Raw genomic sequence first — 26,480 nt, forward strand, 5'->3', positions numbered from 1 at the left:
ATCATCTGCAATTCACCCGCGGTTGCCTTCCGGGCAACCCGACGCCGGAGGTTGCATGAGCCAGATCTACATCGACGGGCGCTGGTTGCCCGCGCAGTCGGGCGACCAGCGGGAGATCCGCTGTCCCGCAGACGGCGCGGTCGTCGGAACCGTTGCGGAGGCTGGAGCCGAGGACACCCGGGCCGCGATCGCCGCGGCACGGAACGCCTTCGACAGCGGCGAGTGGCCGGCGACGCCCGCGCGGGAGCGGGGCGACCTGCTGCTGAGGGTCGCCGACCTGCTCGACCGGGACACCGCGATCATCGCCCGGGCGGAGTCGCTCGACACCGGGAAGCGGCTGGTCGAGAGCGAGTACGACGTCGCCGACGTGGTCTCGGTGTTCCGCCACTTCGGACACGTCGCCACCGAGGACGCCGGCCGCGTGATCGACACCGGGAACGCGAGCGTGAAGAGCAGGATCGTGCACGAGCCGGTGGGTGTCTGCGGCCTGATCACGCCGTGGAACTACCCGCTGCTCCAGGTGGCGTGGAAGGTCGCGCCGTGCCTGGCCGCGGGCAACACCTTCGTGCTCAAGCCGAGCGAGATCACGCCGCACAGTGCGATCCACCTGATGAAGGTGCTCGAGGAGGCGGGGCTCCCGGCGGGTGTCGGCAACCTGGTCCTCGGTGAGGGGCCGACCGCGGGCGCACCGCTGTCCGAGGACCCCCGCATCGACCTGGTCTCCTTCACCGGTGGCCTCGCCACCGGGAAGCGGCTGATGGCCAACGCCGCCGCGACGGTGAAGAAGGTCGCCCTCGAGCTCGGCGGCAAGAACCCCAACATCGTCTTCGCCGACTCCGACCTCGAGACGGCCCTCGACTTCGCGCTGACCGCGGTCTTCCTGCACTCCGGCCAGGTCTGCTCGGCCGGGGCGCGGCTGATCATCGAGGAGTCGATCAAGGACCGCTTCGTCGACGAGCTGGTCGCGCGTGCCGAGCAGATCCGCCTCGGCGGCCCCTTCGACGAGCATGCCGAGACCGGCCCGCTGACCAGCAGCGCCCACCGCGACAAGGTCGAGGCGTACGTCGCCAAGGGGCTGGCCGAGGGCGCCACCCTCCGCACCGGCGGCAAGCGTCCCGACGACCCCGCGCTCGCCGACGGCTTCTACTACCTGCCGACCATCCTCGACGACTGCACCACCGACATGTCGGTGACCCAGGACGAGTCGTTCGGCCCGGTCCTCACCGTGGAGACCTTCACCGACGAGGACGACGCCGTCCGGATCGCCAACGACTCCATCTACGGCCTCGCCGGCGCGGTCTGGACCAGCGACGCCGGCCGCGCGGAGCGGGTCGCCGCCCGGCTGCGCATGGGCACGGTCTGGATCAACGACTACCACCCCTACGTGGCCCAGGCCGAGTGGGGCGGCTACAAGCAGTCGGGCATCGGTCGCGAGCTCGGCCGGGCCGGGCTGGAGGAGTACCGCGAGACCAAGCACATCTGGCACAACATCGACCCCAGCCCGCAGCACTGGTTCGCCCCGTCCGCGCCGAGCGCGGGCACCGCAGAGGAGAAGTGAAGAAGATGACCCAGACGTACGACTTCGTCATCATCGGCGGCGGATCGGCCGGATCGGCGCTCGCCAACCGGCTCAGCGCCGACCCCTCGACCAAGGTGCTGGTGCTGGAGGCCGGTCACAGCGACTTCAAGATCGACCCGTTCATCCACATGCCGGCGGCGCTGCCGTTCCCGATCGGCTCCAAGCTCTACGACTGGGGCTACGAGTCCGATCCCGAGCCCCACCTGGGCGGCCGCAAGGTCTACCACGCCCGCGGCAAGGTGCTCGGCGGCTCGAGCTCGATCAACGGGATGATCTTCCAGCGCGGCAACCCGATGGACTACGAGCGCTGGGCGGCGGACCCGGGGATGGAGAGCTGGGACTACCGCCACGTGCTCCCGTACTTCAAGCGGATGGAGAGCCGTTTCCTCGAGGACGGCACCTCCGGCGCCGACCAGTGGCGCGGCGGCTCAGGGCCGCTCCACCTCGAGCGCGGACCCGCCTCCAACCCGCTCTTCTCGGCGTTCTTCGAGGCCGCCCAGGAGGCCGGCTACCCGCTCACCGACGACGTCAACGGCTACCGCCAGGAGGGCTTCGCCCCCTTCGACCGCAACGTGAAGAACGGCCGCCGCTGGTCGGCAGCCCGGGCCTATCTGCACCCGGTGATGAACCGTCCCAACCTCACCGTCGAGACCTTCGCGCACGCGACGAAGATCCGCTTCGACACCGCCGGCGACGTCCCGCGGGCGACCGGCGTGGACTACGTACGCGGCGTCGGCCGCGCCCGCAAGGCTCACTCGGTCCGGGCCAAGGAGATCATCTGCTGCGGTGGCGCGATCAACACGCCCCAGCTGCTCCAGCTCTCCGGTGTGGGGGAGGAGTCGCTGCTGCGCTCCCACGGCATCGACGTCGTGCACAACCTTCCCGGGGTGGGGGAGAACCTCCAGGACCACCTCGAGGTCTACATCCAGTACGCCTCCAAGCAGCCGGTCTCGATCGCACCGGGTCTGGTCTGGCACCAGCGGCCCAAGATCGCCTGGCAGTGGCTCTTCGGCAAGAAGGGCCTGGGGGCGACCAACCACTTCGAGGGCGGCGGGTTCGCGCGGTCCAACGAGGACGTGGACTGGCCCAACCTGATGTTCCACTTCCTGCCGATCGCGATCCGCTACGACGGCTCGATGGCGCCCGGCCAGGAGAAGGGCCAGCACGGCTACCAGGTGCACATCGGCCCGATGTACGCCGACACCCGCGGCCACGTCCGGATCAAGTCCGACGACCCGTTCGAGCACCCGTCGATGCTGTTCAACTACCTCTCCACGCCCAACGACCGCCGCGAGTGGGTCGAGGCCGTGCGAGTGGCGCGCACCATCCTCAACCAGCCCGCGTTCGCACCGTTCAACGCGGGCGAGATGTCCCCGGGGCCGTCGGTGGAGACCGACGAGGAGATCCTCGACTGGGTCCGCAAGGACGCCGAGACGGCGCTGCACCCGTCCTGCACCGCGGCGATGGGCACCGGCGAGATGTCGGTGACCGACCCGACCTCGATGAAGGTGCACGGCACCGAATGCCTGCGGGTCGTGGACGCCAGCGTCTTCCCGTACGTCACCAACGGCAACATCTACGCCCCGGTGATGATGGTCGCGGAGAAGGCCGCCGACCTGATCGCGGGCAACACCCCGCTGGCACCCTCGGACGCTCCCTACTACCGCCACCGCGACGACTCGCCGCTGTGGCCGGCGGGAGACCCGCGCAACCAGATCTGAAACCCATCGTGACCCAAGTCGGCGCCGGGCGGACCAGCCTCCCGGGCACCCGAACCGGAGGAGACAGCTCATGCCGGAGACAATCGACCCGCCGCGTACGCCCTTGGGCGAACCCGCAACGGCCCCAGACGAGATCCCCACGACGAAGCCGGAGCTGAACAAGACCGTCTTCTTCGGCTCCGCCGGGGTGGTCGTCGCGTTCACGCTCTTCGCGTTGCTCGCGCCTGATACCGCGGGCACCGCGATCGGGCACGTGGTCACCTGGATCTCGGACTATTTCGGCTGGTGGTACTTCGCGCTGGCCGCAGCACTGATCGCGTTCGTGCTGTTCATCTGCCTGTCCCGCCACGGGCGGGTTCGGCTCGGTCCGGAGGAGTCCAGGCCGGAGTACTCGATGTTCACCTGGACCGCGATGCTCTTCGCGGCCGGCATCGGCGCCGACCTGATGTTCTACTCCGTGGCCGAGCCGGTCTCGCAGTACCTCACCCCGCCCACGGGAGAGGGCGGCAACGTCGCGGCTGCCGAGCAGGCCGTCACCTGGACGCTGTTCCACTACGGCCTGTCCGGCTGGGCGATGTACGCCGTCATGGGCATGGCGCTGGGCTACTTCTCCTTCCGCCACGGGCTGCCGCTCTCGATCCGGTCGGCGCTCTATCCGATCTTCGGCAAGCGGGTCCACGGCCGGCTCGGTGACGGCATCGACCTGGCCGCCGTCCTCGGCACCATCTTCGGCATCGCCACCTCGCTCGGCATCTCGATCGCGCTGCTCAACGCGGGTCTCAACGTCCTGTTCGGCATCCCCGAGGGCCGCGCCGCCCAGGTCGGCCTGGTCGTGGTCGCCGTCCTGCTCGGCACGGTCTCGGCGGTCTCCGGGGTCGACAAGGGCATCCGCCGGCTCTCCGAGCTCAACGTGCTGCTCTCGCTGGCTCTGATGCTCTACGTGCTCTTCTCCGACAACACCGCGTTCCTGCTCAACTCGCTGGTGATGAACCTCGGCGACTACCTGGTGCACCTGCCGGGGATGAGCTTCGACACGATGCCGTACGCCACCGCCGAGAACCCCGACGTCGGTGTCTGGAAGAACCTGTGGACGCTCTTCTTCTGGGCCTGGTGGGTCGCCTGGTCGCCGTTCGTCGGGCTGTTCCTGGCACGGATCTCGCGCGGTCGGACGATCCGACAGTTCCTGGTCGGCGTGATGATGATCCCGTTCGGCTTCATCCTGCTGTGGGTCACCATCTTCGGCAACAGCGCGCTGGGCCGGATCCGCGGTGGCGACGCCGAGTTCGGGGAGCTCACCAACGGCGACTACGCCCAGGGCTTCTACGCCTTCCTCGACAACTACCCGGGCGCGATCGCGCTGGTCGCCCTCGCCACCCTGACCGGGTTCCTCTACTACGTCACCTCTGCCGACTCCGGTGCGCTGGTGATGGGCAACTTCACCTCGCGCCTGCCGCACCCGATGGCCGACTGCTCGATCCCGGTCCGGATCTTCTGGTCGTTCGCGATCGGAGCGCTGACCCTCGCCCTGATGTTCGCGGGCGGTGACGCATGGCTGACGACGCTGACCAACGCCACGATCATCATGGGGCTGCCGTTCTCGATCGTGCTCGCCCTGGTCGCCGTCGGGCTCCACCGTTCGCTACGGCTGGAGTCGTTCAAGACCGACAGCGCACGGTACTCCCTGCCGGCCGCCATCTCCTCGGCCCGCCTGGCCGGGGTGGCCGACGGCGGCGTACGTCCCTCGCTGTCGCAGCGGCTGCGCCGCTCGGTCACCTACCCGACCGCGCGGGACACCGAGCGGTTCATCGAGAGCGTCGCGACGCCGGTCCTCGAGGAGGTCGCCACCGAGCTCTGCTCCCACGGGCTCTCCTCGGTGGTCTCGGAGACCAAGGCCGTGCGCGGCGTCCACGGTGTCCAGCTCCACACCGAGCTCGAGGACGCCCCGGCGTTCGTCTACAAGCTCACTCCGCAGCCCTGCCCTGCACCGACGTTCGCCGTCGGCCGCGTCTCCGGCGAGCACTACTTCCGCACCGAGGTCCACCTCGCCGAGGGCACCCAGGGCTACGACGTCAACGGCTACTCACGCGACCAGCTGATGGGTGACGTCCTCGACCAGTACGAGCGTCACCTCTCCTACCTCCACCTCGTCCAGCAGGAGCAGCTGCCGGCCGACGTGGCCGCGGAGGAGAAGCTCAGCGGAGCAGATCGATGAGGTCGATCTTGACCGGGAACGGAACCGCCACGTCGAGGCGGTCGCGGAAGATCCCGGTCGCCACGTAGGCATTGGTGAGGTCGTCGCGCTCGTAGACATGGATCGCGGGCGCGCCGTCCTCGTTCTCGATGCGCCAGTAGTGGGAGATCCCCGCCTCGGCGTACTTCTGCGGCTTCACCGATCGGTCGCGATGCTCGGACTCCGGGGAGACCACCTCGACCACGAGAACCACGGAGTCGGCGTCGTAGAACGAGGCCTGGTCGGAGATCCGGGTCGTGCTCACCAGCACGTCCGGCTCCGGCCGGTTGCGCCGGTCGAGCACCACCGTCAGCTCCCGATCCACCTCGAACCCGTTGGGGGCCTGCGCCGTGAGCGCGTTGGTGAGGGCCGTGACGAGCCGACTGTGCCAGCGGCGCTGCGGTGACATGTTGAAGACCAGGACTCCATCGATGAGTTCGGTGTGACGCGGTGCCTCGACGAGCATGTCGAGGTCTTCGGAGTACCAACCCTCCTCACGCGGAGGGTGCATCCAGTCGGGCAGCGCGGTCATGGTTCGAGGATAGCCTGCCGTCCTGAGTCAGGAGGACAAGTGCAGCGAGGCGAGATCTGGTGGGTGGAGTTCGACGAGCGGCGGCCGGTCGTGCTGCTGTCGGGAGACGACCTGTCCGCGATCCAGGTGATGCAGGTCGTCGCCCCGGCGGGTGTCGACGTCACCGGTCTGGCCGTCGAAGTGACAGTAGGCGCTCCGGAAGGACTGCCTTTCGAGGGCGTGCTGCGGGTCGCGCTCCCGCGTCCCGGCTTCACCCCGTGCACGTGGCTGACCACGTTGTCGCGGGACGAGCTGATCGAGCGAGCGGGTGCCCTGTCCTCCGCGAAGCTCATCGAGATCGATGAAGCCCTCCGTCTGGCCGACCCCGAGGGCGCAGCCGACCCCACAGGGTGAGACGGGATCTGAGGACGGGACTCAGCCGAAGTCGATCAGGCGCCCGTCCTCGTGCATCACACAGCCCCTCCCGATCCAGGCCACCGCATGCTCCTTGTCCCCGACAGCGATGTGCGAGTAGCTGGGCGGCACCCAGACGAGCTCGTAGTCGACGTCGCCGAGAGCCGCCTCGGTGGCACGGACGGCCTCGTCGGAGGGGTCGAGGGTGCGTACGGCCTGCTCGACGGAGTCGAAGTATCTACGGCCGTCCTCGGAGAGCTCCTTGGCGCACCAGGCACACGTGCCGAGGGTCTCGATCTGAGCCGGAGTGGCCATGACCGGGGCGTCGAGGCCGATGAGCTGGGGGCAGGCCCGGACGTGCAGGAGACGACCCGTCGCGTGCGCCACGAAGAGGGTCTCGGGGGTCTCGGAGGGCATTCACGGAGCCTAGGGGAGCGGAGGTATGCCCCGGGAGGTACCCGGACGAAGTCGGGACGTTCGGCCCCGTTGAAGTGTTCCAGGTCACGTACGATCCGAGGAGCCGTTCGAGCTCGACGACGGGTCGGTGCGTACCCTCTTGGAGGATGGTGACGAGGTCACCATCACCGCCACCGCGCCCGCGTCGAGCGGCAGCAGGATCGCCCTTGGCGAGGTCAGCGGCCCGGATCCTGCCAGCCGAGGAGCGCCCATGACGACGGTCTACGAGTTCACCCCCCGCTACTTCGAGGTGGACATGCAGGGGGTGATGTTCAACAGCTGGTACCTCGGCTACGTCGACGAGGCGATGAACCACTTCATCGACGCCCGTGGGGTGCCTTACGCCCGCTGGCAGGAGCTGGGGGTCGACGCCCACCTCGCCCACGCCGACCTGGACTGGAAGGTCGGGATCGGCTTCGGCGACCGGGTCCAGGTGCCGGTGCGCACCACCCGGATCGGCACCAAGAGCTTCACGCTCGAGTTCGAGTTCCGCCGAGGCGAGGAGGTCGCCTGCGCCGTGTCCGTCGTCTACGTGATCGTCGCGACCGACGGATCGGGCACCACCGCGATCCCGCCGGAGATCGTGACCGCGATCAGCTAGCGCAAGAACGGTCAAGCAGGCCCAGGGCCGTCGGTGTGAGACTCCTCGTGTGCACGAGACAGACGAAGAGATCGCCGACCTGCAACGCCTCCTGGATGCCTCGATCGGCCGCGCGAGCGGCCATCTGACCGGCATCGTCAACGAGAAGCAGCGCCTGAACGCCCGTCAGGTCGTCACCGAGCTGACGGGCATGAAGGTGCTGGTGCTGGCCACCGTGACCGCTCGCGGCGAGCCGCGGACGAGCTGCGTCGACGGCCACTTCCTTCACGGTCGCTGGCTGTTCGGGACCTCGCCCACCGCGGTCAAGGCCAAGCACATGCTGGCCCGGCCGGCGGTCAGTGCGACCCATGTCGACGGTGAGCGCGTCGGCGTCTTCACCCACGGACAAGCGCACGTGGTCTGCGAGGGGCCCGAGTTCGAGGCCCACAACGCCTACTTCACCGAGTTCTACGGCTCCGACCCGCAGACCTGGGAGGGACCCGGCGTCGTCTACGCCACCATCGAGCCGACGTGGATGGTGGCGTATGCCTCGGATCCCGCCGCCTTTCCGGAGCAAACGAACGCAGACTGATGCTTATTGACAGAAAACAGTGAGCGACGGGGCACTTTTCTGACAGCGCAGAAGCGGAGCGTGGTGGGTGTCCGATCCGAACACCCACCAAGGAGATCATCATGAAGCTCATCCGAATCGCCGCTGCCGCCCCGCTCGCTGCCGCCCTGATCGCCGGGGGTGCCCTGGCGAGCTCGGCCTCGGCGTCGACCGAGGAGGGCGGCTGGGAGTACACCGGCCGCGACTTCTACTGGCAGGACGACTGTGCGGCCGCCGGCCAGCAGATGTGGTTCGACGGTCAGATCGAGAAGTGGCGCTGCGACGGCTCCGAGTCGCCGTTCGACGACTACTCGCTGTTCGTCGTCTGGCGCTGAGTTCTTCGGCTCCACACTTCACGGCCGACCACGAGCAAGGCTCCTCTTGATCTCGGTCTTGAGCACCTTGCCGACCTTCGAGCGCGGCAGGTCCGGCCAGACCTCGATCTGCTTGGGCGTCTTCATCGCGCCGATCCGCTCCTTGACGTGCGCCGTCAGGTCGGCGACGTCGACCGCGGCGCCTGGCCGGGGGAGGACGACGGCGGTGGTCTCCGGGATGTTCGACGGCATCTTCCAGCAGGCGCTGCTCGGCCACCTCAGCGGCCGCGACGGCGCGTTGGTGGACCTGCGGTCCCAGGTCGTCGGGCTGATGCCGATGCTGCTCATCCCCTCGAACGCCTAGGGCTCAGACCACCATCGCCACCACGGCCGCGGCGGCGAGGACCGTCGCGGTGACGCGTACCCTCCCGATCGGCTCGCGCAGGACAAGCGCCGCGGAGAGCGCGACCCAGATCAGGCTCGAGCTGCGCACCGCGGCCACCAGCGAGACCGGGGCGTGCAGGGTGGCGTAGAGGCTGAGGACGTACGAGGTCGGGATCAGTACGGCGAGCACGGCGACGGTTCGCGCGTGGGTCCTGGCCTGGCGCAGCCCCTCGGCGTACTTGCCCCGCACGATCACGCTCCACAGCACCACCTGGATCACCGTGCCGACCGCGTAGTAGGCGATCGGATCGAGGCCGCGCTCGACGACCGCCCACCCGTCGTAGGTCGTGTAGCCGGCGATCGAGACGGCGATGCACGCCGACCACAGCAGCGGCTTGGCCTGGAGGGAGCCGCGGGTGCGGACCGTCTCGAAGAGCAGCGCCCCGACCGCCGCCGCCATCAGGAGTACGCCGCCCCACTGCGCCCAGCTCAGCCACTGCCCGAGCACGACCATGCCGGTGAGCGCCACGACCACGGGTGCGAGACCGCGGGAGAGCGGGTAGATCTGGCTGATGTCGAAGTCCTGGTAGGCGACCTGGACCAGACCCATGGTCAGTGCGTGCATGGCGGTGCTGCCGAGCGAGAGCAGGAGGAGCTCGCCCGTGACCGCGATGCCGTGGCCGCGCACGATCATCACCACAGCGGTGACCGTGACGACCAGGCAGCACTCCACGATCGCCACCGCCCACAGCGCCGGTCGGCCGGCGGGGGCGATGGTCTTCGACGCCGTGTTCCAGGCGGCGTGGGCGAGCGCCGAGCCCAGGGCGAGGGTGACTCCGAGCAGCAGCATCCGGGTGAGCCTACGGTGTCCCTCGTGCATCGTGCCCGGCCTCCTCCTAGGCTGGGCCGACCGATCTCCCCAAACAGCGAGGAACTTCCTGATGGACCCCGTGGACCTGGCCCTGATGCTTCTCCGGCTCGCCGTGGGCGGCACGATGATCGCCCACGGCGTCAACCACTGGCGCGGAGGCGGCAAGATCGCCGGCACCGCCGGCTGGTTCGAGAGTCTCGGCCTGCGTCACGGCAGGCTCCAGGCCTGGGCCAGCGTGGTGACCGAGATCGGTGCCGGTGTCCTGCTGATCCTGGGTCTGATCACCCCGCTCGCCGCGGCCGGGGTGGTCGGGGTCATGCTCGTCGCCGCCCTGCTCGCGCACCGGCCCAACGGGTTCTTCGTCTTCAAGGAGGGCTGGGAGTACGTCATGATCCTGGCCGTCGTCGCGGCCGTGCTCGGCGTCACCGGTCCCGGGACGATCTCGCTCGACTCCGCTCTCGGCATCGTCTACGACGGCTGGATCGGCGGCGCGGTGGCGCTCGGCGGCGGTGTGCTCGGCACCGCCCTCCTCCTCGCCGCCACGTACCGGCCGCAGGGTGACGCCGCCCACGCGGACGACGCCTGACCGGTCGCCGAGTCGGCTCGTCATGACGAGCCGACTCGGCGTGGGTGTTGGTCAGGATGAGCCGACTCGGCGTGGGTTGATCAGCGGCGTGAGCGCATCCCCAACCGCGCGGACTCGCCGGTGGCGGCGCGCTCCAGCTCGGCGATGAGCGTGCGGGCGTCGTAGCGGCCCTCGTGGCGGTGCGACCCGACGAAGAACGTCGGCGTGCCGCGTGCGCCGCTGTCGTTGGCCGAGGCCATGTCCTCGCGGACGTGCTCGGCCAGTGCCGGGTCCTCCAGGTCGCGGAGGAACTGCTCCACGTCGAGCCCGAGGGCACCGGCGTAGCCGGCCAGATCCTTGTGCTCGAGCTCGTTCTGATGGTCGAAGAGGTGCTTGTGCATCTCCCAGAAGCGGCCCTGCCGCGCGGCGGCCTCGGCGGCGACCGCGGCCAGCTCGGCGTGCGGGTGCTGAGGGAGGGGGAGGTGGCGTACGACGTAGCGGATCCGAGACCCGAAGTAGTCGCGGACCTCGTTGGCGGTGCCGGTGGCGCGGGCGCAGAAGGGGCACTCGTAGTCGAGGTACTCGAGCAGGGTGACCTCGGCGTCCACGTCGCCGTAGATGTGGTCGCGCTCGGGGTCGACCGGGGTGGCGAGCACCTTGGGCAGCGCCGCGTCGCGCTGGCCGAGGAAGCGCGCGGAGATCTGGAAGATCACCCATCCGAGGGCGGAGGCGAGGACGACGGAGAGGAGCACGCCGACGACCGCGTCGCGCTGCAGCGTCTCGGAGTCGAAGGCGAGGGTGATGATCAGCAGCGCGACGGTGAAGCCGATGCCCGACAGCGCCGCGCCGCCGAGGACGTGGCCGCCGCCGACGCCCTGGGGCAGCCGTCCGAGACGCAGCCGGGTGGCCAGCAGCGCTCCGCCACCGATGCCGAGGGTCTTGCCGAGGACCAGGCCGGCGACGACACCCCAGGTCACGGGCGAGCTCAGTGCCTCCCCGAGCACGCCGTCGCGAAGGTCGACGCCGGCGTTGGCGAGGGCGAAGACCGGCACGATGAGATAGCTCGTCGGCACGTGCAGCGACTCCTGGAGCCGCTCGTTGACCGAGATCGTGCGGGTCAGCTCGTCGCGGGTCTCGCGCTGCAGCGTGGGCAGCGGCGACTGCCGGAACGCCCGGAACCGCGACGTCGCGACCTCCATCTGGGCCCGGGTCGGCTCGGCGGCCGGCACCAGCAGCCCGGCCAGCATCCCCGCGATCGAGGCGTGCAGGCCGGCCCCGAGGGTGGCCACCCAGGCGATCAGGACGAGCAGTACGTAGGGCCCGGCCCGCCACACCTTGACCCGGTCGAGCACGAAGATGCCGACCAGAGCGAGTCCCGCGACGACCAGCGGTCCGACCTCGAGGTGGTCGGTGTAGGCCACCCCGATGACGCTCACGGCGACGATGTCGTCGATGACGGTCAGCGTGAGCAGGAAGATGCGCAGCTGCGTCGACACCGCCGGCCCGACCAGCGCGAGCATGCCGAGCAGGAACGCGGTGTCGGTGCCGATCACGACGCCCCAGCCGCGTGCGGCCTCGCCGGAGGGGTTGAGCAGCAGGTAGATCAGCGCGGGCAGAGCCAGTCCGCCCGCCCCGGCGATCAGCGGCACCACCATGCGGCGGCGGTCGGTGAGCTCACCGACGGCGAGCTCGCGGCGTACCTCCAGGCCGACGACGAAGAAGAAGACCACCATCAGGCCGTCGTTGACCCAGTGGTGCAGGTCCATCGAGAGCCCGACGTCGCCGAACCGCACCGAGACGACCGTCTCCCACAGGTGCTCGTAGCCGTGCGACCACGGCGAGTTGGCCCAGGCCAGCGCGAGCAGCGAGGCGATCACCAGGAGCGTGGCACTCGTCGACTCCAGATGCATGAAGTGCCGCAGCGTGGTGCCGAGCTGTCCGGTCAGGTCGTCGTCGCGCCGGCACTGGGTCTGCTGTTTCCCCACGGAACAAGGGTAGGCGGCTCGGGGTGCACCGGCGCACCTGACCGAGTCCCGGGCGCAGGTCAGGCAAACATCATGTGGCGGTCGCCACAGGCGTTACACGAATGTCCAACAGATGCGTGACCTGTCACCCACATCGTCGTTAGCTCCTGTGACGGCGGGTAACAGCCGGATGGCAGCGCAGAAGCAAGTGGCGCGACCCGGTGCTCAGCCGTACATGGGGGCTTGCGGTGTACGTGTCCGAGTGTTGACGGGCACAAACACACACATCGTGGACGTAGCCCAGTCGAGCTATGTCCAATAGGTCCTATGACTCATATTTTGTAGAGGATAAAGTCCTTTCAAGTCTTCCTTGAAAGTCCGGACGGGAGTTAGATGGGCAACATGACAACTAGGCGTTCTCGGCCCGGCCGCCCTAGGCATGTTCCCGACTCAAGTACGACCTCACCGCGCGACCAGATCCTGGATGCCGCATCGCGGCTGTTCGTCTCCCAGGGTTTCGCGGCGACGTCTACTCGCGAGATCGCCGACATGGTCGGTATCCGCCAGGCATCGCTCTACTACCACTTCGCCGGAAAGGACGAGATCCTCGGCGAGCTGCTCCGCCGGTCGGTCCGTCCGACCACGGACAAGGTGGAGAAGATCCTCAACCGCGTGCCACCGCTCGACTTCGAGACCGCGCTCTACCTGCTGGTCCTCGTCGACGTACGCACCCTCGCCGACGTGCCGCACAACGTCGGCATGCTCTACCAGCTGCCCGACGTGGCCAAGTGCGAGGTCTACGACGAGTTCCGCAACGAGCACGCCGAGCTGGCCGCCCACTACGCGGACCTGGCCAGCGAGGTCGCCTCGAAGACGGTGCGCTCGACGGTCAGCCGCAAGCAGCTGGGTGACCTGCTCATCCAGCAGGTCGAGGGTGTGATCAACATGCGCACCGAGGACCCGGACCGCAAGATCCCGTGCCGTGAGGCGTGGGCCATCGCTGCGACCTGCCTGCGGATCTGCGACGTGCCGCAGGAGAAGATCGACGCGGCCGCACCGATCGCCATCGACCTGCTCCCGCAGTTCATCGACGAGAAGGTGGCAGAGCCGGTCTGAGGCGCCGAAACCCGGTGGACTCGGGTCCACGCGTGGGTTTCGATGTGGGCATGGCCCTCTTCGTCTCGCACACGACCATCGACTGCCACGACGCGTACGCGCTCTCGGAGTGGTGGAAGGCGCTGCTCGGCTACGTCGACCTGGAGGATGACCCGAACCTCCCCGGTCACGAGGAGTGTGTGATCCTCGACCCGGAGACCGGCCACCGGCTGATGTTCATCGAGGTGCTCGACGAGGAGCTGCCCGCCAAGCGGATCCATTTCGACCTGCGCCCGCGCACCGGCACGCGTGACGACGAGGTCGAGCGCGTCCTGGGTCTGGGTGCGACGCTGGTCGCCGACCACCGCGGGAGGTACGGCCCTGGGAGCGGCTGGGTGATCTTCGCCGATCCCGAGGGCAACCCGTTCTGCGTGCTGCGGTCCGAGGCCGAGGTGGCTGCTCAGGAGGCGTCAGGCTCGTAGCCGGAGCAGCTCGAACATGCTGGAGAACCCCTGGTCCCCGTGGCCCTGGGCGATCCGGCGGTCCATCAGCGACTTCACCTCCCGCATCCGCACCGCCTCGACCCCGGCCGACTCCCGGTGCCCGATCAGGTCGTCCATCAGCGCGACCTGCACGTCGAGGGAGCCGAGGTCGGGGCCGTACGTCCCGCTCTTGATCGCGCTCGCCATCATCCGCAGCAGACCGGCGTAGCCGTTCAGGGATCCCGCGACCCGTTCGGTGAACGCCTCCAGGTCCATGCCCTCGGTCTCGACCAGGCTGAGGGTGTGCAGGAATCCGATCAGGAACTCGTAGCCGACCGCGACCTGGGCGTTGAACTCGACGGCCGCGAAACCGGCGTCGGGCCCGTGGTAGGTGAGCGAGCCGAGGTCGGCGAGCGCCGGCTCCACGGCGTCGAACGTCTCCCGGTCACCGCTGAAGGCCAGCGAGACCCTGGACGTGCCGACGTCGGGCGGATCGCCCATGACCTTCCCGTCGACGTACGCAGCCCCGTGCTCGACCGCCCACGCCGCGTTGGCCCGCGCCTGTGCCGGTGAGCCGCTGGTCAGGCTGACCAGGGTGCGACCGGCCGCGGCGGCGCCGACGGAGTCCAGGACGGCCTCGACCGCGGTGTTGTCCAGCAGGCTGAGAACCGTCAGCGGGCTCGCCGCCACCGCCTTCGCCGCGGTGGACGCGACCATGGCGCCCGCCTCGGCGAGCGCCTCCGCCTTGTCGGCCGTCCGGTTCCAGACCGTGGTCCGATAGCCGCGTTCGAGATATGCCCGCGCGACCGCCGATCCCATGTTGCCCATCCCGATCACGGTGACGGCGGGGCGGTCGTTGATGTCCGTCATGGTCTCAACTCCATCTCTCGTGGTGTGTTCCCATCCTGAAAGATGAAGTTGACTTGAGGTCAAGGGAATTCGGCGGCTGTGGGTCAGCCGGTCGCGACCGGGAGGTCGTGGTTGCTCCACTGGCTCCACGAACCCGGGAACAGTGCGGCGTCGTCGTAGCCGGCGATCGCCAGCGCGGCGACCTGGTGGGCGGCGGTGACGCCGGAGCCGCAGTAGGCGGCCACGGGGGCACCGGCCTCGACACCGAGCGCGTCGAAGCGGGCCCGGAGCTCCTTCGCGGGCAGGAAGCGACCGTCGGCGGCCAGGTTGTCGACGGTGGGCGCGGAGAGGGCGCCGGGGATGTGCCCGGCCTTCGGGTCGACCGGCTCGACCTCGCCGCGGTAACGCTCCGCGGCGCGGGCGTCGAGCAGAACACCCTGGTAGGCCTCGACGTGCTCGAACGGCAGCACGGGCAGGTGGCCGGGAGTGAGCGTCACCGTGCCGGGATCGGGCACCACGTCGGCGGTCGTCAGCGGGTGGCCCGCGGAGGTCCAGGCGCCGAGCGCGCCGTCGAGGAGACGTACGTCGGCGATGCCCGCCCAGCGGAGCAGCCACCAGGCGCGGGCGGCGGAGGTGTTGCCCACGGCGTCGTAGGCGACCACGCTGTCGCCCTCGGAGATGCCCCAGCGGCGGGCGGCCGCCTGCAGGTCGGCGAGCTCCGGCAGCGGGTGGCGTCCGTCGGTCGGCTCGCCGTGGCGGGCCAGCTCGGTGTCGAGGTCGACGTAGACCGCGCCGGGGATGTGGCCCTCGAGGTAGGACTCGTGCCCGGGCGGGCCGCCGAGCTGCCAGCGTACGTCGAGGAGGACCGGGGGCCGGTCGGAGGCGAGCTCGGTGGCGAGCTCGTCGGCGCTGATGAGTACGTTCACGGGTCGATTGTTCCAGTCAGGGTGGCAGCGGCGGGGGTGACACGTCGTTCGTAGGACTATCCGGTCGTCACGACAGGGCGAGCAGTCCTACGAACGACGTGTCACAGCACCGGCGGCCGGCGAACCAACAGGTCAGCGGACCGGAGCGCCCGGGCCGAGCGGGATGCCGAGGGCCCACCACAGGAAGAACAGGGCGGTCCAGGCAAGGCTCATCGCGATGGCCAGCGGCAGCGTGTAGGAGGCGAGGGTGCCGATGCCGGCGTCCTTGCGGTAGCGCTGCAGGAAGCCGAGGGCCATCACGAAGTAGGGGCTCATCGGGGTGATCGCGGTGGAGCCGGAGTCGGCGATCCGGAAGAGCGCCTGGGTGGTCTCCGGCGGCACCGAGAGCAGCATCAGCATGGGCACGAGGACCGGCGCGGCGATCGACCACATCGCCGAGCCGCTGGTGACCATGATGTTGACGACGCTGAGCAGCGCCAGGACGAGCAGGAACACCACCCAGACCGGGATGTTGCTGGTCTCCAGGGCCTCGGCGGAGTTGACCGCGAGGACGTCGCCGAGGTGGGTCCAGTCGAAGTACGCCAGGAACTGGGCGATCGCGAAGAACAGCACCAGCACCGGCGCCATCTGCTTGATCCCCTGGCCCATCAGTGCGGGCACGTCGCCGGCCTTGGTGATCGAACCCGACAGCGAGCCGTACACGATGCCGACGATCCCGAAGAGCACCGCGACGATCGCGGCGATGCCGGTGAGGAACGGCGACTCGGTCAGCGACCCGTCCTCGCCGCGCAGTGGCGATCCACCCGGGATCACGACGGCTGCGATCACCACGATCGCGGCCAGCAGGGCGAGGAGCGACCAGCGCAGCGCCCGACGCTCGCGACCGTCGAGCTCGAGGGAGCCGAAGTCGCCGTCGTCGGCATCCTCGTCCGCGTCCAGGTCGGGCCGCTTGGAGAGCACGAGCTTGGTCATCAGGGTGATCACCGCGGCCAGCAGCAGCGAGGAGGCGATGTTGAAGAACCAGTTGCTGACGGGGGAGACGTACGCACTCTCGTCGACGATCTGGGCCGCGGCCGTGGTGATGCCGGCGAAGATCGCGTCGTTGGGAGTCGGGATCGGACTGGCGTCGTACCCGCTGGCGATCGCGGTGTAGGCGACCACGATCCCGAGGATCGGCGAGCGGCCGACGGCGCGGAAGGCGAGGCCGCCGAGCGGCACCAGGATGATGTACGCAGCGGCCGAGGCCACGTGGGCGACGGTCCCGGTGAACGCGACGGCGAAGACGACCCAGCCGACCGGCACGCGGGAGATGCCGGTCTTCATCGCGGCGGTGAGGAAGCCGGTGCGCTCGGCGACGGCCACGCCCATGATGACCACGACGATGGTGGCCATCGGTGGGAACTCGGCGAAGTTGGAGACCATCGTGGACGTGGCCATCGCCAGGCCCTCGCCGCTGAGCAGGCTCTGGACGACGACCCTCTCGCCGTCCCCGGGGGAGATGACCGAGACGCCGGCCGCGGCGCAGATCGCGCTGATCACGGCGAGGATGGCGGCGAGGATCCAGAAGAGCCAGAACGGGTGCGGCAGGGCGTTGCCGACGCGCTCGACCACGCCCATGGCGCGGATGATCCACGGCAGTCTCTCGCTGCCGGTCGGGGTTGCGGTGCTGGTCATGTCAGTCACCCTTCGCTGGTGAGGCGGTGGCGGGAGAAGAAGTCCCAGATCACCGTCGCGGACTCGATGGTGTGGGTGACGTGGCCGCCACCGGAGTAGATGTCGCCGCCCGGCCAGACGTGGCCACCGCCGTCGACGGCGACGTGCTGGACCTCGGCGTCCCGGTCGCACCCGGCCCAGCGGGTGGTCTCGACGTCGCGGGTCGTGCGCGTGGTGGAGCCGGCACAGCCGTTGTGCTCGGCCCAGCTCTCCACCCACTCGGGGATGGCGGGCAGGTCGCGGTCGGCGTCGCCCTCGTAGGGGATGGTCGCGTCGGCGACCCCGTGGATCTCCAGGATCGGCGTCGGCGGCGCTTCCGCGCAGCCGGTCCGGGTGCCCGGGTAGAGCGCCGGGGCGACCGGGGCGACGGCCGCGAACGTGTTCGGCAGCTGACAGGCGAGGAGGGCGGTCAGGCCGGCGCCGTTGGACTTGCCGGTGGCATAGACGCGGGTGGTGTCGATGCAGTGGTCGGCCTCGATCGCGTCGAGCAGGGCGCGGGTGAAGGCTACGTCGTCGACCCCGGGGGCCTCGTACGGTGCGCCCTGCCATGCCTTGCGGTAGCCCGAGCCGGTGCCGATCGCGCCGTCGGGATAGGCGACCACCGCCGGGAGGTCGGAGAGCTCGGAGTAGCCCTCGACCTCGACGCCGGTGCTGCCGCGGCCGTGGAAGGCGACGATGAGTGGCCAGTCGTCGCGGTGGTCGTAGTTCTCCGGGAGGCGGAGCACGTAGCTGCGCTCGAGGTCGCCGCTGGTCAGCTCGTACTTCTGGCTGCTGTCGGACTCCTGGTCGGTGGGCTTGGTACAGGACACGGTCTGGCCGGCTTCCTGGTCCTGGACGGAGGCGCGACTCAGGGCGGCGGTGGCGGTCGGGGCCAAGGACAGCGCCGCCACCGCCGTGACCGCGACGGCCGGAGCCAGGAGGCGGGATTGTCGTGGGGACATGGGGGTGCTCCTTCGGGGCAGATCGGTGCGTTTCGGGTGTGCTGGATCGCCCGGCGACGCGGTGCGCGTCCCGGTGGTGAAAGGTGGTCGAGCTTGTCGAGACCACCCGTCGTGACTGATCTAGGTGTCGAGCCACTCCTTGATGAAGGCGACGATGCGGTCGGTGGCCTCGGCGAGGATGGCGCGGCCGTCCTCGGCGGTGGCGCGGCGTGGGTCGCCGAGAACCCCTGAGGGTGAGAGGCGGTCGTAGGGGAGAGCCACGGCGGGATGGCTCACCGAGCGGGCCAGGCGGGCGAGCGCATCGAGCTCGTCGGGCGTGGTCGTGCCCGGGGTGAGCAGGTCGTGGCGTACGAGGTGGGGGGCGATGTGCAGCATCTGGGCGGTCTCGGCCTCGCCGCTGTGACCGGACACCGCGCTCAGCTCCATCGCGGCGACGGAGTCCTTCGCCAGCGTCGTCACCGGCGTCCAGGCCAGCTCCAGGTCGGCGCGGTCGCGCAGCAGCTCCTGGGCCAGCGTGCCGAGTGTGGCGTTGTTGCCGCCGTGACCGGTGATCACCAGGAAACGCCGCCAGCCGTGGGTGGCCAACGACTCGACGTACTCCCGCACGACGGCGGCGAACAGCGCCGGGCGCAGGCTCACCGTGCCGGCGAAGGCCTGGTGGTGGGGCGAGACGCCGACCGGCACGCCGGGACCGATGACGACCTTGCCCGGCAGCGCGTCGGCGACGGCGTCGGCGAGCGCCTCGGCGCGGATCTGGTCGGTGGCCAGCGGGAGCCCGGCGCCGTGCTGCTCGAAGGCGCCGACGGGGATCACCACGACCGTCCCGCCCTCGGCCGCCTGCGCGGCCTCGAGGGTGGTCATCTCCGCGAGCCTCGCGGTCATCGGGACTGCTCCGGGCCGAGGGTGGCGGCGATCGCGTCGCGGATCGCGAGCAGGTGCTCGCGGGTCAGGGCGGCCGCGGCGTCGGCGTCGCCGTCGCGTACGGCCTCGACGATCCGGAGGTGGTCGGCGTGGTCGCGGTCGCGGTCGGTGTAGCGGTGCCGGATCTCGATCTGGTCGCGGGCCCGCACCTGCAGCAGCGCCTCGATGGTCTCGCGCAGCAGCAGGTTGCCGGAAGCCCCGGCGAGCGCGACGTGGAAGTGCAGCTCGGGCCGCTCGTCGGCGTACTGCGGCTTGAGCGAGTTGTCGGCAGAGAGGGTCAGCGCGGCCAGGTCGTCGTCGGTACGCTGCGTGGCGGCCGCGGCCGCGACCGGCGGTTCCAGCACGATCCGGGCGTCGAGGAGCTCGAGGACCGACTCGCTACGCGACTCGGAGACATGCGGGTTGACCAGCAGCCGCCGGTTGACCCCGCCGCTCACGTAGGTGCCCGAGCCGTGCCGGAAGCGGATGACGTCGGTGGCCTCGAGACGGCGCAGCGCCTCCCGGATCGTCGGTGTGGTCACCTCGAACCGCTTGGCGAGCTCGCGCGAGGAGGCCAGGGCGTCGCCCGGCTCCAGGCCGGCGGCCTCGATCATGGCGACGATCCCGTCGGCGATGCGTTCAGAGAGCGATGATGTGTTGCTGGTCACAATAAGTGACTAAATCACTTATTGAATTCGCCGTCAAGGGCGAGTGCGCCCTGCAGGGCTCAGGCGGGCAGCGGCAGGACCTCGACCGGGCAGGCCGCCTCGCGCAGCAGCGCCCGGGTGACGCCGCCCAGGTGCGGGAAGGCGTTCAGGTGCGATGCCCGTCCCACCACGACGAGGGTGGCGGCCTCGGAGGCCGCGACCAGCGCATCCGCCGGGGCCTCCGCGAGGACACGGCCCTCCAGCGGTGTCCGGGCGGCCTCGGGAGCATGTGCTCGGGCCCGCTGGATGAGGTCCTCCACGTAGGCGTCCGCGCGCATCGTCCAGTCGCGTGCGGTGGCATGGTCGGCGAGCTCGGCGTGCATGGCCATCAGCTCGAGGGCGTGGAGGACGGTGACCGGCTCGTTCAGCCGGTCGGCCTCCTCCAGGGCATAGGCCAGGACCTGGTCGTCGGACTTGTCGCCGCTGACGCCGACGACGACGCCGGCGCGTCCCTCGGCCGACCAGTCTTCGGGGACCACGGTGACCGGGCAGTTGGCATGAGCAGCGATGCGGGCCGAGACGGAGCCGGTGAACACCCGGCGCACGCGGGAGAGCTGCCGACGCTGGATCACGACGTGGCCGGCCTCCTGGGACTCCTTGACGAGGATGTGGGCGGGATGGCCGCGGAGCAGCTCACCGGTCACTTCGACCGCGTCGCCGAGGGTTTCCCGGACACGTTCCTTGGCCTCGTAGAGGCGTTGCTCGGCGAGTCGGCCGACCGCGGAGTCGTCGATGATCATCGAACGCGGCTGCATCGCTCCTGGCAGACCGAGGATCGGGTCGCCGAAGAGCACGTTGGCCTGGAAGACATGGACCAGTCGCAGCGGGTGGCCGCTGCTCGCGGCCAGACGCCCCGCGTAGTCGAGCAGGGCGCCCTCCGTCTCCGGGTCCTGGATCCCGACGAGGACCGGCGCGGTGGGGGTGGACGCGGACGGCGTGCTCATGCCATCACGCACATGTGATCGGTGGGAAGGCCGCTGAGGCCCTGGTGCATGCCCGGGTTGTGGGCTCCGTCGAATCCGTCGCTCTGGGTGCAGTGGACGACGTGGCGTCCGAAGTCACGACCGTCACCGGCCGAGGCGGACGACGGGGCGAGAACGACGGCGGCGACGGCCGCCACGACGGGAATCAGGATGCGCTTCATGATGATGTCACTCCTCGATGGTTGGAAGGTACGGACTGGGCGACCCGCACCCGGTTGACGCCGGCGACCGTCGCCGCGGCGCTCTCGGCCAGCGCGCGGTCCTTCGCTGTCGCCGGACCGGTGATCGTCACGCTCCCGTTGGCGACCACGACACGCCAGTCGCGATGTCCGAGGTTGGCCAGGAGCGTGGTGAGCTCCTTGTCCAAGGTGTCGTCGTCGCGGGCGAGGGCGTCGGCCACGTCACTCCGGCTGATGACGCCGACCAGAAGATCCTCGGCGTCGAGGACGGGCAGGCTCTTCAGTCCCCGTTCGGCCATGATGTCGACCGCGACGGAAACCTCCGCGCTGTCGCGCACGGCGACCGCCACCGGGCTCATCACGTCCTCCACGTACGCCGGTGGCTCGTCGGTCACAGGAGGTGCCGGGCGCAGATGGGCGCGCGGGTCCGGCAGGACACGGTCGCGGATCAGGTCGATCTCGGCGACGACGCCGCAGAGCCGGCCGGCTGAGGTCACCACCGGCAAGGCGGTGATGTGGTGGTCGCGCAGCAGTCCGAGCGCCTCCCTGGCGGGCGTCTCTCTCCGCGCGGTGACGGGTGAAGAGGTCATGATCTCTCGGACAAGCATGGTCGTTCCCACCTAGGGTGCTCGGTACTGATGGGACGAGCCTCGTCCGCCTCCCGGAGCCGGACATGAGTGGAAGGTCCTGGTCCGGTGAGACCTTCGGCCCCCGCGGGACCTTCGTCATCCTGTCCACGGACGAACGTCGTCACGGTCGGGACCTGGCGGCACTCCTGCCGGGATCGCGGTCGGCTGTGTGCTGGAGCGGTCCGTGATCCCATGATGAAGGAGAGGGCCATGTCCCTTCTCGACAGAACCCTGTTCCACCGTGAAACACGCGGTGGCGTCACCGGCAAGGCGACGCCACCACCACGCCCCGTCGACCGACCGGTCCCCGGTGGGGAGACCCCCGCCGGTCAGCTCCGGCTCCCGCACGCGACTGCTCTGGTGATGGGCTCGATCATCGGGGTCGGCGTCTTCAGCCTCCCGTACGCCGTGGCGTCCTACGGCCCGATCAGCCTGGTCGCGATGGCCGTCGCGACGGTCGGCGCCGTCGCCCTCGCGCTGGTGTTCTCCTCCCTCTCCCGCAGGATGCCTGCCGGCGGCGGGCCCTACGCCTATGCGCGCGCCGCCTTCGGCAACGGCTGGGGATTCAGCCAGGCCTGGCTCTACTGGATCACCGCATGGGCGGGCAACGCCGCGATCGCCGTCGGCTGGGTCTTCTACGTCGAGACGTTCCTCAACAAGGGTGGCGCCACCGGGTGGTCGATCGTGATCGCCCTGGCCGGCCTGTGGATCCCCGCGGCGATCAACCTCACCGGCGTACGGTCCATGGGCGTCTTCCAGCTGTGGACGACGGTGCTGAAGTTCGTCCCGCTCGCGCTGATGGCGACCGCCGGGCTCTTCTTCATCGAGGGCGGCAACTTCACCCCGTGGAACACGAGCGGCGAGACGAGCATCTCGGCGATCGGCGGTGCGATGGCGATCTGCCTGTTCAGCTACCTCGGACTCGAGACCGCGTCCGTCGCCGCCGCCCAGGTCCGTGATCCCGGCCGCAACGTCCCGCGTGCGACGGTTCTGGGAACCGTCGGAAGTGCGGTGGTCTACCTGCTCTCCCTGGTCGCCGTCTTCGGCATCCTGCCGGCCTCGCAGCTGGCCCAGGACGCCAACCAGGCCTCCTACTCCGCTGCCGCGAACGAGGTCTTCGGTGGCAACGTGGCGGGCAACATCGTCGCGGCCGCCGTGATCATCTCCGGGATCGGCGCCCTCAACGGATGGACCATGATCTGTGCCGAGATGCCGCTGGCCGCCGCGAAGGAGGGCCTGTTCCCGAAGGTCTTCGGCCGGGTCTCGCGCCGCGGTGTGCCGGCCATCGGCATCATCGCGTCCGCCGCCCTGGCCTCGGTCGCGGTCGTCGTGAGCTACCTCGGTGCCGACGGGGCGACGGTGTTCACGACGCTGGTGCTGATGACCGGTATCACCGCGGCCATCCCGTACGCCTTCTCCGCGATGGCGCAGCTCAAGTGGCGTTGGCAGGACCACCGCCGCGGCCCGACTCCGCGTCTCGCCCTCGACCTCGCGGTCGCCGTCGTCGCGCTGGCCATGTCGATCGCGTTCGTCTACTACTCCCGCAACACCGACAACAGCTGGTACGTCGTGTGGGGCCCGTTCCTCATGACCGGTGCCGCCGCGATCCTGGGGGTCCCGGTCTACCTCAGCCAGCGTCGCCGGCTCCAGGCGGCCTCGGCGGACAACGACTCGGCGACGTCGGAAGGGAGCGACTCGTGAGCGGGAACCTCCACGTCGACTCCGAGGTCGGGCGCCTGCGTCAGGCCGTTGTTCACCGGCCCGGCCTCGAGCTCAGCCGGCTGACCCCGAGCAACATCGAGCGGCTCCTCTTCGACGACGTTCTGTGGGCCGAGCGTGCCCGGGCCGAGCACGACGGGTTCGTGGCCGCGCTCGAGGCTCACGGGGTCGTGGTCCACCACTTCGCCGACCTGCTGACCGAGGCGCTGGACCAGCCGGGTGCGCGTGAGCTCCTCCAGGAGGAGCTCTCCACCGCGCACCGGTTCGGTCCCGCGCTGGACCAGCCTCTCGACGACCTGGTGGCCACCACCCCGGCGGGGGAGCTGGCGACGTACCTGATCGGCGGCGTGCTCAAGTCGGACGTCGCCGACCGGGTGCACGCCAGCAGCCTGCTGCTGGAGTACCTCCGCGACGACGACTTCCTGCTGGCCCCGCTGCCCAACCACCTCTTCCAGCGCGACAACGTGGCGTGGGCGTACGACGCCGTCTCGCTCAACCCGATGGCGAAGCCGGCGAGGCGGCGCGAGACGATCAACTCGAAGGTCGTCTACGACTTCCATCCGATGTTCCGCGGCGTCGACTACCTCTACGGCCACGACGCCCTCGACCACGGCGGCGCGACCCTGGAGGGCGGCGACGTCACCGTGATCGGCAATCGCGCCGTGATGGTCGGCATGGGGGAGCGGTCGACGCCGCAGGGGGTCGAGAACCTGGCCCGCGCGCTGTTCCGGCGCGGCACGGTGGACACCGTGATCGTGGTGGAGCTGCCCCGCGAGCGGGCGTTCATGCACCTCGACACCGCGATGACGATGATCGACGCCGACGCGTTCTCCGTCTACCCCTATCTTCCCGACGAGCTGCGCTCCTACTCGCTGCACCGCGTCGGGACGGGCGGGGAGTTCAAGCTCGAGGAGAACGACGCGTTGTTCCCGACCGTTGCCGACGTCCTCGGCCTGGACCGGGTGCGCGTGCTGCGGGCGCCGATCGACCGGCTGGGTGCCGAGCGCGAGCAGTGGGACGACGGCAACAACTTCCTCGCCCTGGCTCCCGGCGTCATCGTGGGCTACGAGCGGAACACGACCACCAACGCCTATCTGGCCGACCAGGGCATCGAGGTGGTGCCCATCGTCGGGGAGGAGCTCGGCCGCGGCCGCGGTGGACCCCGGTGCATGACCTGCCCCATCGAACGAGAGGGGGTGTCGGCATGACTCTGCTCGTCCCCGACACGGTGGCCAGGTCGCTGGCCGGCCGCGACTTCCTCAAGGAGGTCGACCTGAGCGTCGAGGAGTGGCGCTCGCTGGTCGCGCTGGCCGCGGAGCTCAAGATGGCGCGGCGACTGCCCGGCAGGGCTCCACGTCTCGCCGGCCGCTCGATCGCCCTGCTCTTCGAGAAGTCCTCGACCCGCACCCGGTGCGCGTTCGAGGTGGCTGCCTACGACGAAGGTGCGCACGTGACCTACCTCGACCCGGCGAGCTCGCACCTCGGCCACAAGGAGTCGGTCGCGGACACCGCCCGGGTGCTCAGCCGCCTCTTCGACGGCATCGAGTACCGCGGCTCCGACCAGGCCGTGGTGGAGACGCTCGCGGCGTACGCCGACGTGCCGGTGTGGAACGGCCTGACCGACGCCTGGCACCCGACCCAGGCGCTCTGCGACGTGCTCACCATGCTCGAGCACTCGGCCAAGCCCGCCGAGCAGATCACGGTCGCGTACGTCGGCGACGCCCGCAACAACGTCGCCCGCTCGCTCCTCGTGGCCGGCGCCATGATGGGCATGGACGTCCGGATGGTCTCGCCGGCGGAGCTGGCGCCGGGCGCCGACGCGGTGCAGCACGCGGAGCGGATCGCGGCGGTCACCGGGGCGCGGCTGGACATCACCAGCGACCGCGACCGTGGCCTCGCCGGCGCCGACTTCGTCCATACCGACGTGTGGGTCTCCATGGGCGAGCCGCCCGAGCTCTGGGACCGGCGGATCGCACTGCTGGCACCCTACGCCGTCGACGACGCGCTGCTCGAGCTCACCGGCAACCCGCAGGTGCGGTTCATGCACTGCCTGCCGGCCCTGCACGGGACCGACACCGAGCTGGGCCGTCAGCTGGCGAGCCGGACCGGGCGTACGTCGTTCGAGGTCACCCCGGAGGTGTTCGAGTCGGAGCGCTCGATCGTCTTCGACCAGGCGGAGAACCGTCTGCACACCATCAAGGCCGTGCTCGTCGCGACACTGGCCGGCTGAGCCCGGCCGAGAAGGAGAGATCAGATGAGGATCGTCGTCGCCATCGGCGGCAACGCCCTGCTGCGGCGCGGGGAGCGGCCGGACGCCGCTCCCCAGCGCCGGCACGTGGCCGCGGCCGCGGCCGGGCTCGCGGGTCTTGCCCGCGAGCACGAGGTCGTGGTGGTCCACGGCAACGGCCCCCAGGTCGGCCTGCTCGCTCTGGAGAGCGGCGCCGACCCCACCCTGTCCGAGCCCTATCCGCTCGCCGACCTCGTCGCCGAGTCCCAGGGTCTCATCGGGCTCTGGCTGCAGCAGGCGCTCCTGGACGAGGGGGTCGGCAGCGTGGTGACGCTGGTCAGCCAGACGGTGGTCGATCCCGAGGACCCGGCGTTCCAGGAGCCGACCAAGTTCATCGGCCAGGTCTACGACGAGCCGACGGCCCGTCGCCTCGCGGACCGGTACGGCTGGACCGTGCGGCCCGACGGTGCCGGCTGGCGACGGGTCGTGGCCTCCCCGGCTCCCCGGGACATCGTCGAGCTGCCGGTGGCCGAGCGTCTCCTCGACGCCGGCGTCACGGTCGTGCTCGCCGGAGGCGGTGGGGTCCCGGTCATGGACCGCGACCGCCGGTATCGGAGCATCGACGCGGTCGTCGACAAGGACCACGCGGCCGCCCTGGCCGCGGAGGCGCTCGGTGCCGACCTGCTGCTCGTCCTGACCGACGTCGAGGGCGTGATCCGGGACTTCGGCGGTCCCGCCGAGAAGGTGCTGCGCGAGGTGAGCGTCGCCGAGCTGTCCGCGATGCGGTTCCCGGCAGGGTCGATGGGGCCGAAGGTGGCCGCCGTCTGCGCCTTCACCCGGGCGACGGGCCGGCGCTCGGCGATCGGCTCCCTCGACGAGATCAACGGCGTGCTCGCCGGCACGTCGGGCACCCAGGTGCGGAGCTGAGGCC

The 26,480-nt window shown here is 70.0% G+C and carries 29 protein-coding genes; 15 read left to right on the forward strand and 14 right to left on the reverse strand.

The window, feature by feature from the left end; translation table 11 throughout:
- Positions 1-55: 55 nt before the first annotated feature.
- The 3 genes from ACFVDI_RS02970 (at position 56) to betT (ending at position 5,512) form a co-directional block, all read left to right on the forward strand.
- Positions 56-1,558 carry an aldehyde dehydrogenase family protein gene (locus ACFVDI_RS02970; RefSeq protein ID WP_378900253.1) on the forward strand — a complete coding sequence of 501 codons (1,503 nt, stop codon included), beginning with the start codon at positions 56-58 and terminating at the stop codon, positions 1,556-1,558.
- 5 nt (positions 1,559-1,563) lie between these two features.
- The gene (betA, locus tag ACFVDI_RS02975) at positions 1,564-3,300 is read left to right on the forward strand and encodes a choline dehydrogenase (protein ID WP_378900444.1); all 1,737 of its coding nucleotides are present in this window, start codon (positions 1,564-1,566) and stop codon (positions 3,298-3,300) included.
- Between the two features lie 70 nt (positions 3,301-3,370).
- A complete protein-coding gene (betT, locus tag ACFVDI_RS02980; protein ID WP_378900256.1) occupies positions 3,371-5,512 on the forward strand; it encodes a choline BCCT transporter BetT in 2,142 nt (713 codons plus the stop codon).
- Here betT and ACFVDI_RS02985 read toward each other — a convergent pair.
- Positions 5,493-6,062 (reverse strand): Uma2 family endonuclease, encoded by a 570-nt coding sequence (locus tag ACFVDI_RS02985; RefSeq protein WP_378900259.1) that lies wholly within the window; start codon positions 6,060-6,062, stop codon positions 5,493-5,495. The genes betT and ACFVDI_RS02985 overlap by 20 nt on opposite strands.
- A 39-nt stretch (positions 6,063-6,101) precedes the next feature.
- Between ACFVDI_RS02985 and ACFVDI_RS02990 the strand changes: the two genes are divergently transcribed.
- The gene (locus ACFVDI_RS02990; protein ID WP_378900262.1) at positions 6,102-6,455 is read left to right on the forward strand and encodes a type II toxin-antitoxin system PemK/MazF family toxin; all 354 of its coding nucleotides are present in this window, start codon (positions 6,102-6,104) and stop codon (positions 6,453-6,455) included.
- Between the two features lie 21 nt (positions 6,456-6,476).
- On the opposite strand, the gene ACFVDI_RS02995 is transcribed toward ACFVDI_RS02990, so the two are convergent.
- Positions 6,477-6,872, reverse strand: a complete 396-nt coding sequence (locus tag ACFVDI_RS02995; RefSeq protein ID WP_378900265.1) for a hypothetical protein — start codon at positions 6,870-6,872, stop codon at positions 6,477-6,479.
- Between the two features lie 127 nt (positions 6,873-6,999).
- On the opposite strand from ACFVDI_RS02995, the gene ACFVDI_RS03000 reads away from it, so the two are divergent.
- From ACFVDI_RS03000 to ACFVDI_RS03010, 3 genes are all read left to right on the forward strand, one after another.
- The gene (locus ACFVDI_RS03000) at positions 7,000-7,512 is read left to right on the forward strand and encodes an acyl-CoA thioesterase (RefSeq protein WP_378900268.1); all 513 of its coding nucleotides are present in this window, start codon (positions 7,000-7,002) and stop codon (positions 7,510-7,512) included.
- A 49-nt stretch (positions 7,513-7,561) separates the two neighbouring features.
- A complete protein-coding gene (locus tag ACFVDI_RS03005) occupies positions 7,562-8,083 on the forward strand; it encodes a pyridoxamine 5'-phosphate oxidase family protein (protein ID WP_378900271.1) in 522 nt (173 codons plus the stop codon).
- Between the two features lie 101 nt (positions 8,084-8,184).
- Positions 8,185-8,436, forward strand: coding sequence for a hypothetical protein (locus ACFVDI_RS03010; protein ID WP_378900274.1), 252 nt, complete (start codon positions 8,185-8,187; stop codon positions 8,434-8,436).
- Between the two features lie 18 nt (positions 8,437-8,454).
- Here ACFVDI_RS03010 and ACFVDI_RS03015 read toward each other — a convergent pair whose 3' ends face one another.
- Positions 8,455-8,667 (reverse strand): hypothetical protein, encoded by a 213-nt coding sequence (locus ACFVDI_RS03015; RefSeq protein ID WP_378900277.1) that lies wholly within the window; start codon positions 8,665-8,667, stop codon positions 8,455-8,457.
- Between ACFVDI_RS03015 and ACFVDI_RS03020 the strand changes: the two genes are divergently transcribed.
- The gene (locus ACFVDI_RS03020) at positions 8,654-8,779 is read left to right on the forward strand and encodes a hypothetical protein (protein ID WP_378900280.1); all 126 of its coding nucleotides are present in this window, start codon (positions 8,654-8,656) and stop codon (positions 8,777-8,779) included. The genes ACFVDI_RS03015 and ACFVDI_RS03020 overlap by 14 nt on opposite strands.
- 3 nt (positions 8,780-8,782) lie before the next feature.
- On the opposite strand, the gene ACFVDI_RS03025 is transcribed toward ACFVDI_RS03020, so the two are convergent.
- A complete protein-coding gene (locus ACFVDI_RS03025; protein WP_378900283.1) occupies positions 8,783-9,649 on the reverse strand; it encodes a hypothetical protein in 867 nt (288 codons plus the stop codon).
- 91 nt (positions 9,650-9,740) lie between these two features.
- On the opposite strand from ACFVDI_RS03025, the gene ACFVDI_RS03030 reads away from it, so the two are divergent.
- Positions 9,741-10,256, forward strand: a complete 516-nt coding sequence (locus ACFVDI_RS03030; protein ID WP_378900286.1) for a DoxX family protein — start codon at positions 9,741-9,743, stop codon at positions 10,254-10,256.
- Between the two features lie 80 nt (positions 10,257-10,336).
- Here the strand turns inward: ACFVDI_RS03030 and nhaA are convergent, their stop codons facing one another.
- Positions 10,337-12,220 carry a Na+/H+ antiporter NhaA gene (gene nhaA / locus ACFVDI_RS03035; RefSeq protein ID WP_378900289.1) on the reverse strand — a complete coding sequence of 628 codons (1,884 nt, stop codon included), beginning with the start codon at positions 12,218-12,220 and terminating at the stop codon, positions 10,337-10,339.
- A 381-nt stretch (positions 12,221-12,601) separates the two neighbouring features.
- Here nhaA and ACFVDI_RS03040 point away from each other — a divergent pair, with 381 nt between their 5' ends.
- The gene (locus tag ACFVDI_RS03040) at positions 12,602-13,315 is read left to right on the forward strand and encodes a TetR/AcrR family transcriptional regulator (RefSeq protein ID WP_378900292.1); all 714 of its coding nucleotides are present in this window, start codon (positions 12,602-12,604) and stop codon (positions 13,313-13,315) included.
- A 32-nt stretch (positions 13,316-13,347) separates the two neighbouring features.
- Positions 13,348-13,776: a VOC family protein gene (locus ACFVDI_RS03045; protein WP_378900295.1), complete on the forward strand. Its 429-nt coding sequence runs from the start codon at positions 13,348-13,350 to the stop codon at positions 13,774-13,776.
- On the opposite strand, the gene ACFVDI_RS03050 is transcribed toward ACFVDI_RS03045, so the two are convergent.
- The 9 genes from ACFVDI_RS03050 to ACFVDI_RS03090 all read right to left on the reverse strand — a co-directional run bounded on the left by ACFVDI_RS03050 (position 13,765) and on the right by ACFVDI_RS03090 (position 21,564).
- Positions 13,765-14,646, reverse strand: a complete 882-nt coding sequence (locus ACFVDI_RS03050) for an NAD(P)-dependent oxidoreductase (protein ID WP_378900298.1) — start codon at positions 14,644-14,646, stop codon at positions 13,765-13,767. The genes ACFVDI_RS03045 and ACFVDI_RS03050 overlap by 12 nt on opposite strands.
- 83 nt (positions 14,647-14,729) lie before the next feature.
- Entirely contained in the window at positions 14,730-15,551 is an 822-nt protein-coding gene (locus tag ACFVDI_RS03055) for a sulfurtransferase (protein ID WP_378900301.1), read from the reverse strand.
- 132 nt (positions 15,552-15,683) lie between these two features.
- On the reverse strand, positions 15,684-17,225 hold the full coding sequence (locus ACFVDI_RS03060) for an AbgT family transporter (protein ID WP_378900304.1): 1,542 nt from the start codon (positions 17,223-17,225) through the stop codon (positions 15,684-15,686).
- Between the two features lie 5 nt (positions 17,226-17,230).
- Positions 17,231-18,205: an alpha/beta hydrolase family esterase gene (locus ACFVDI_RS03065; protein ID WP_378900307.1), complete on the reverse strand. Its 975-nt coding sequence runs from the start codon at positions 18,203-18,205 to the stop codon at positions 17,231-17,233.
- Between the two features lie 120 nt (positions 18,206-18,325).
- Entirely contained in the window at positions 18,326-19,066 is a 741-nt protein-coding gene (locus ACFVDI_RS03070) for a creatininase family protein (RefSeq protein WP_378900310.1), read from the reverse strand.
- A gap of 17 nt (positions 19,067-19,083) precedes the next feature.
- Positions 19,084-19,773 carry a FadR/GntR family transcriptional regulator gene (locus ACFVDI_RS03075; protein ID WP_378900313.1) on the reverse strand — a complete coding sequence of 230 codons (690 nt, stop codon included), beginning with the start codon at positions 19,771-19,773 and terminating at the stop codon, positions 19,084-19,086.
- Between the two features lie 59 nt (positions 19,774-19,832).
- Entirely contained in the window at positions 19,833-20,756 is a 924-nt protein-coding gene (locus ACFVDI_RS03080) for a universal stress protein (RefSeq protein ID WP_378900316.1), read from the reverse strand.
- Entirely contained in the window at positions 20,753-20,956 is a 204-nt protein-coding gene (locus tag ACFVDI_RS03085; protein WP_378900319.1) for a hypothetical protein, read from the reverse strand. The genes ACFVDI_RS03080 and ACFVDI_RS03085 overlap by 4 nt, the downstream gene beginning before the upstream one ends.
- Positions 20,953-21,564, reverse strand: coding sequence for a CBS domain-containing protein (locus tag ACFVDI_RS03090; RefSeq protein WP_378900322.1), 612 nt, complete (start codon positions 21,562-21,564; stop codon positions 20,953-20,955). Before ACFVDI_RS03090 ends, ACFVDI_RS03085 begins: the two co-directional genes overlap by 4 nt.
- Positions 21,565-21,813: 249 nt before the next feature.
- Between ACFVDI_RS03090 and ACFVDI_RS03095 the strand changes: the two genes are divergently transcribed.
- The 4 genes from ACFVDI_RS03095 to ACFVDI_RS03110 are packed head-to-tail and all read left to right on the forward strand — an operon-like array spanning position 21,814 to position 26,476.
- Complete coding sequence (locus ACFVDI_RS03095) at positions 21,814-23,304, forward strand: amino acid permease (protein ID WP_378900325.1); 1,491 nt, start codon at positions 21,814-21,816, stop codon at positions 23,302-23,304.
- The gene (locus ACFVDI_RS03100) at positions 23,301-24,530 is read left to right on the forward strand and encodes an arginine deiminase (protein WP_378900332.1); all 1,230 of its coding nucleotides are present in this window, start codon (positions 23,301-23,303) and stop codon (positions 24,528-24,530) included. Before ACFVDI_RS03095 ends, ACFVDI_RS03100 begins: the two co-directional genes overlap by 4 nt.
- A gap of 20 nt (positions 24,531-24,550) precedes the next feature.
- Entirely contained in the window at positions 24,551-25,552 is a 1,002-nt protein-coding gene (argF, locus tag ACFVDI_RS03105) for an ornithine carbamoyltransferase (protein ID WP_378900447.1), read from the forward strand.
- A 24-nt stretch (positions 25,553-25,576) separates the two neighbouring features.
- The gene (locus tag ACFVDI_RS03110; protein WP_378900335.1) at positions 25,577-26,476 is read left to right on the forward strand and encodes a carbamate kinase; all 900 of its coding nucleotides are present in this window, start codon (positions 25,577-25,579) and stop codon (positions 26,474-26,476) included.
- The last annotated feature ends 4 nt before the right edge of the window (positions 26,477-26,480 follow it).

The sequence above is a fragment of the Nocardioides sp. NPDC057767 genome, from assembly GCF_042798275.1.
Taxonomy (GTDB): domain Bacteria; phylum Actinomycetota; class Actinomycetes; order Propionibacteriales; family Nocardioidaceae; genus Nocardioides.

What these genes read in the sequence shown, in the direction of transcription:
- ACFVDI_RS02970 (WP_378900253.1), top strand. Translation starts at nt 56, where the DNA reads ATGAGCCAGATCTACATCGACGGGCGCTGGTTGCCCGCGCAGTCGGGC.
- betA (WP_378900444.1), top strand. Translation starts at nt 1,564, where the DNA reads ATGACCCAGACGTACGACTTCGTCATCATCGGCGGCGGATCGGCCGGA.
- betT (WP_378900256.1), top strand. Translation starts at nt 3,371, where the DNA reads ATGCCGGAGACAATCGACCCGCCGCGTACGCCCTTGGGCGAACCCGCA.
- ACFVDI_RS02985 (WP_378900259.1), bottom strand. Translation starts at nt 6,062, where the DNA reads ATGACCGCGCTGCCCGACTGGATGCACCCTCCGCGTGAGGAGGGTTGG.
- ACFVDI_RS02995 (WP_378900265.1), bottom strand. Translation starts at nt 6,872, where the DNA reads ATGCCCTCCGAGACCCCCGAGACCCTCTTCGTGGCGCACGCGACGGGT.
- ACFVDI_RS03010 (WP_378900274.1), top strand. Translation starts at nt 8,185, where the DNA reads ATGAAGCTCATCCGAATCGCCGCTGCCGCCCCGCTCGCTGCCGCCCTG.
- ACFVDI_RS03020 (WP_378900280.1), top strand. Translation starts at nt 8,654, where the DNA reads ATGTTCGACGGCATCTTCCAGCAGGCGCTGCTCGGCCACCTCAGCGGC.
- ACFVDI_RS03015 (WP_378900277.1), bottom strand. Translation starts at nt 8,667, where the DNA reads ATGCCGTCGAACATCCCGGAGACCACCGCCGTCGTCCTCCCCCGGCCA.
- ACFVDI_RS03025 (WP_378900283.1), bottom strand. Translation starts at nt 9,649, where the DNA reads ATGCTGCTGCTCGGAGTCACCCTCGCCCTGGGCTCGGCGCTCGCCCAC.
- ACFVDI_RS03030 (WP_378900286.1), top strand. Translation starts at nt 9,741, where the DNA reads ATGGACCCCGTGGACCTGGCCCTGATGCTTCTCCGGCTCGCCGTGGGC.
- ACFVDI_RS03040 (WP_378900292.1), top strand. Translation starts at nt 12,602, where the DNA reads ATGACAACTAGGCGTTCTCGGCCCGGCCGCCCTAGGCATGTTCCCGAC.
- ACFVDI_RS03050 (WP_378900298.1), bottom strand. Translation starts at nt 14,646, where the DNA reads ATGACGGACATCAACGACCGCCCCGCCGTCACCGTGATCGGGATGGGC.
- ACFVDI_RS03060 (WP_378900304.1), bottom strand. Translation starts at nt 17,225, where the DNA reads ATGACCAGCACCGCAACCCCGACCGGCAGCGAGAGACTGCCGTGGATC.
- ACFVDI_RS03065 (WP_378900307.1), bottom strand. Translation starts at nt 18,205, where the DNA reads ATGTCCCCACGACAATCCCGCCTCCTGGCTCCGGCCGTCGCGGTCACG.
- ACFVDI_RS03070 (WP_378900310.1), bottom strand. Translation starts at nt 19,066, where the DNA reads ATGACCACCCTCGAGGCCGCGCAGGCGGCCGAGGGCGGGACGGTCGTG.
- ACFVDI_RS03080 (WP_378900316.1), bottom strand. Translation starts at nt 20,756, where the DNA reads ATGAGCACGCCGTCCGCGTCCACCCCCACCGCGCCGGTCCTCGTCGGG.
- ACFVDI_RS03085 (WP_378900319.1), bottom strand. Translation starts at nt 20,956, where the DNA reads ATGAAGCGCATCCTGATTCCCGTCGTGGCGGCCGTCGCCGCCGTCGTT.
- ACFVDI_RS03090 (WP_378900322.1), bottom strand. Translation starts at nt 21,564, where the DNA reads ATGACCTCTTCACCCGTCACCGCGCGGAGAGAGACGCCCGCCAGGGAG.
- ACFVDI_RS03095 (WP_378900325.1), top strand. Translation starts at nt 21,814, where the DNA reads ATGTCCCTTCTCGACAGAACCCTGTTCCACCGTGAAACACGCGGTGGC.
- ACFVDI_RS03110 (WP_378900335.1), top strand. Translation starts at nt 25,577, where the DNA reads ATGAGGATCGTCGTCGCCATCGGCGGCAACGCCCTGCTGCGGCGCGGG.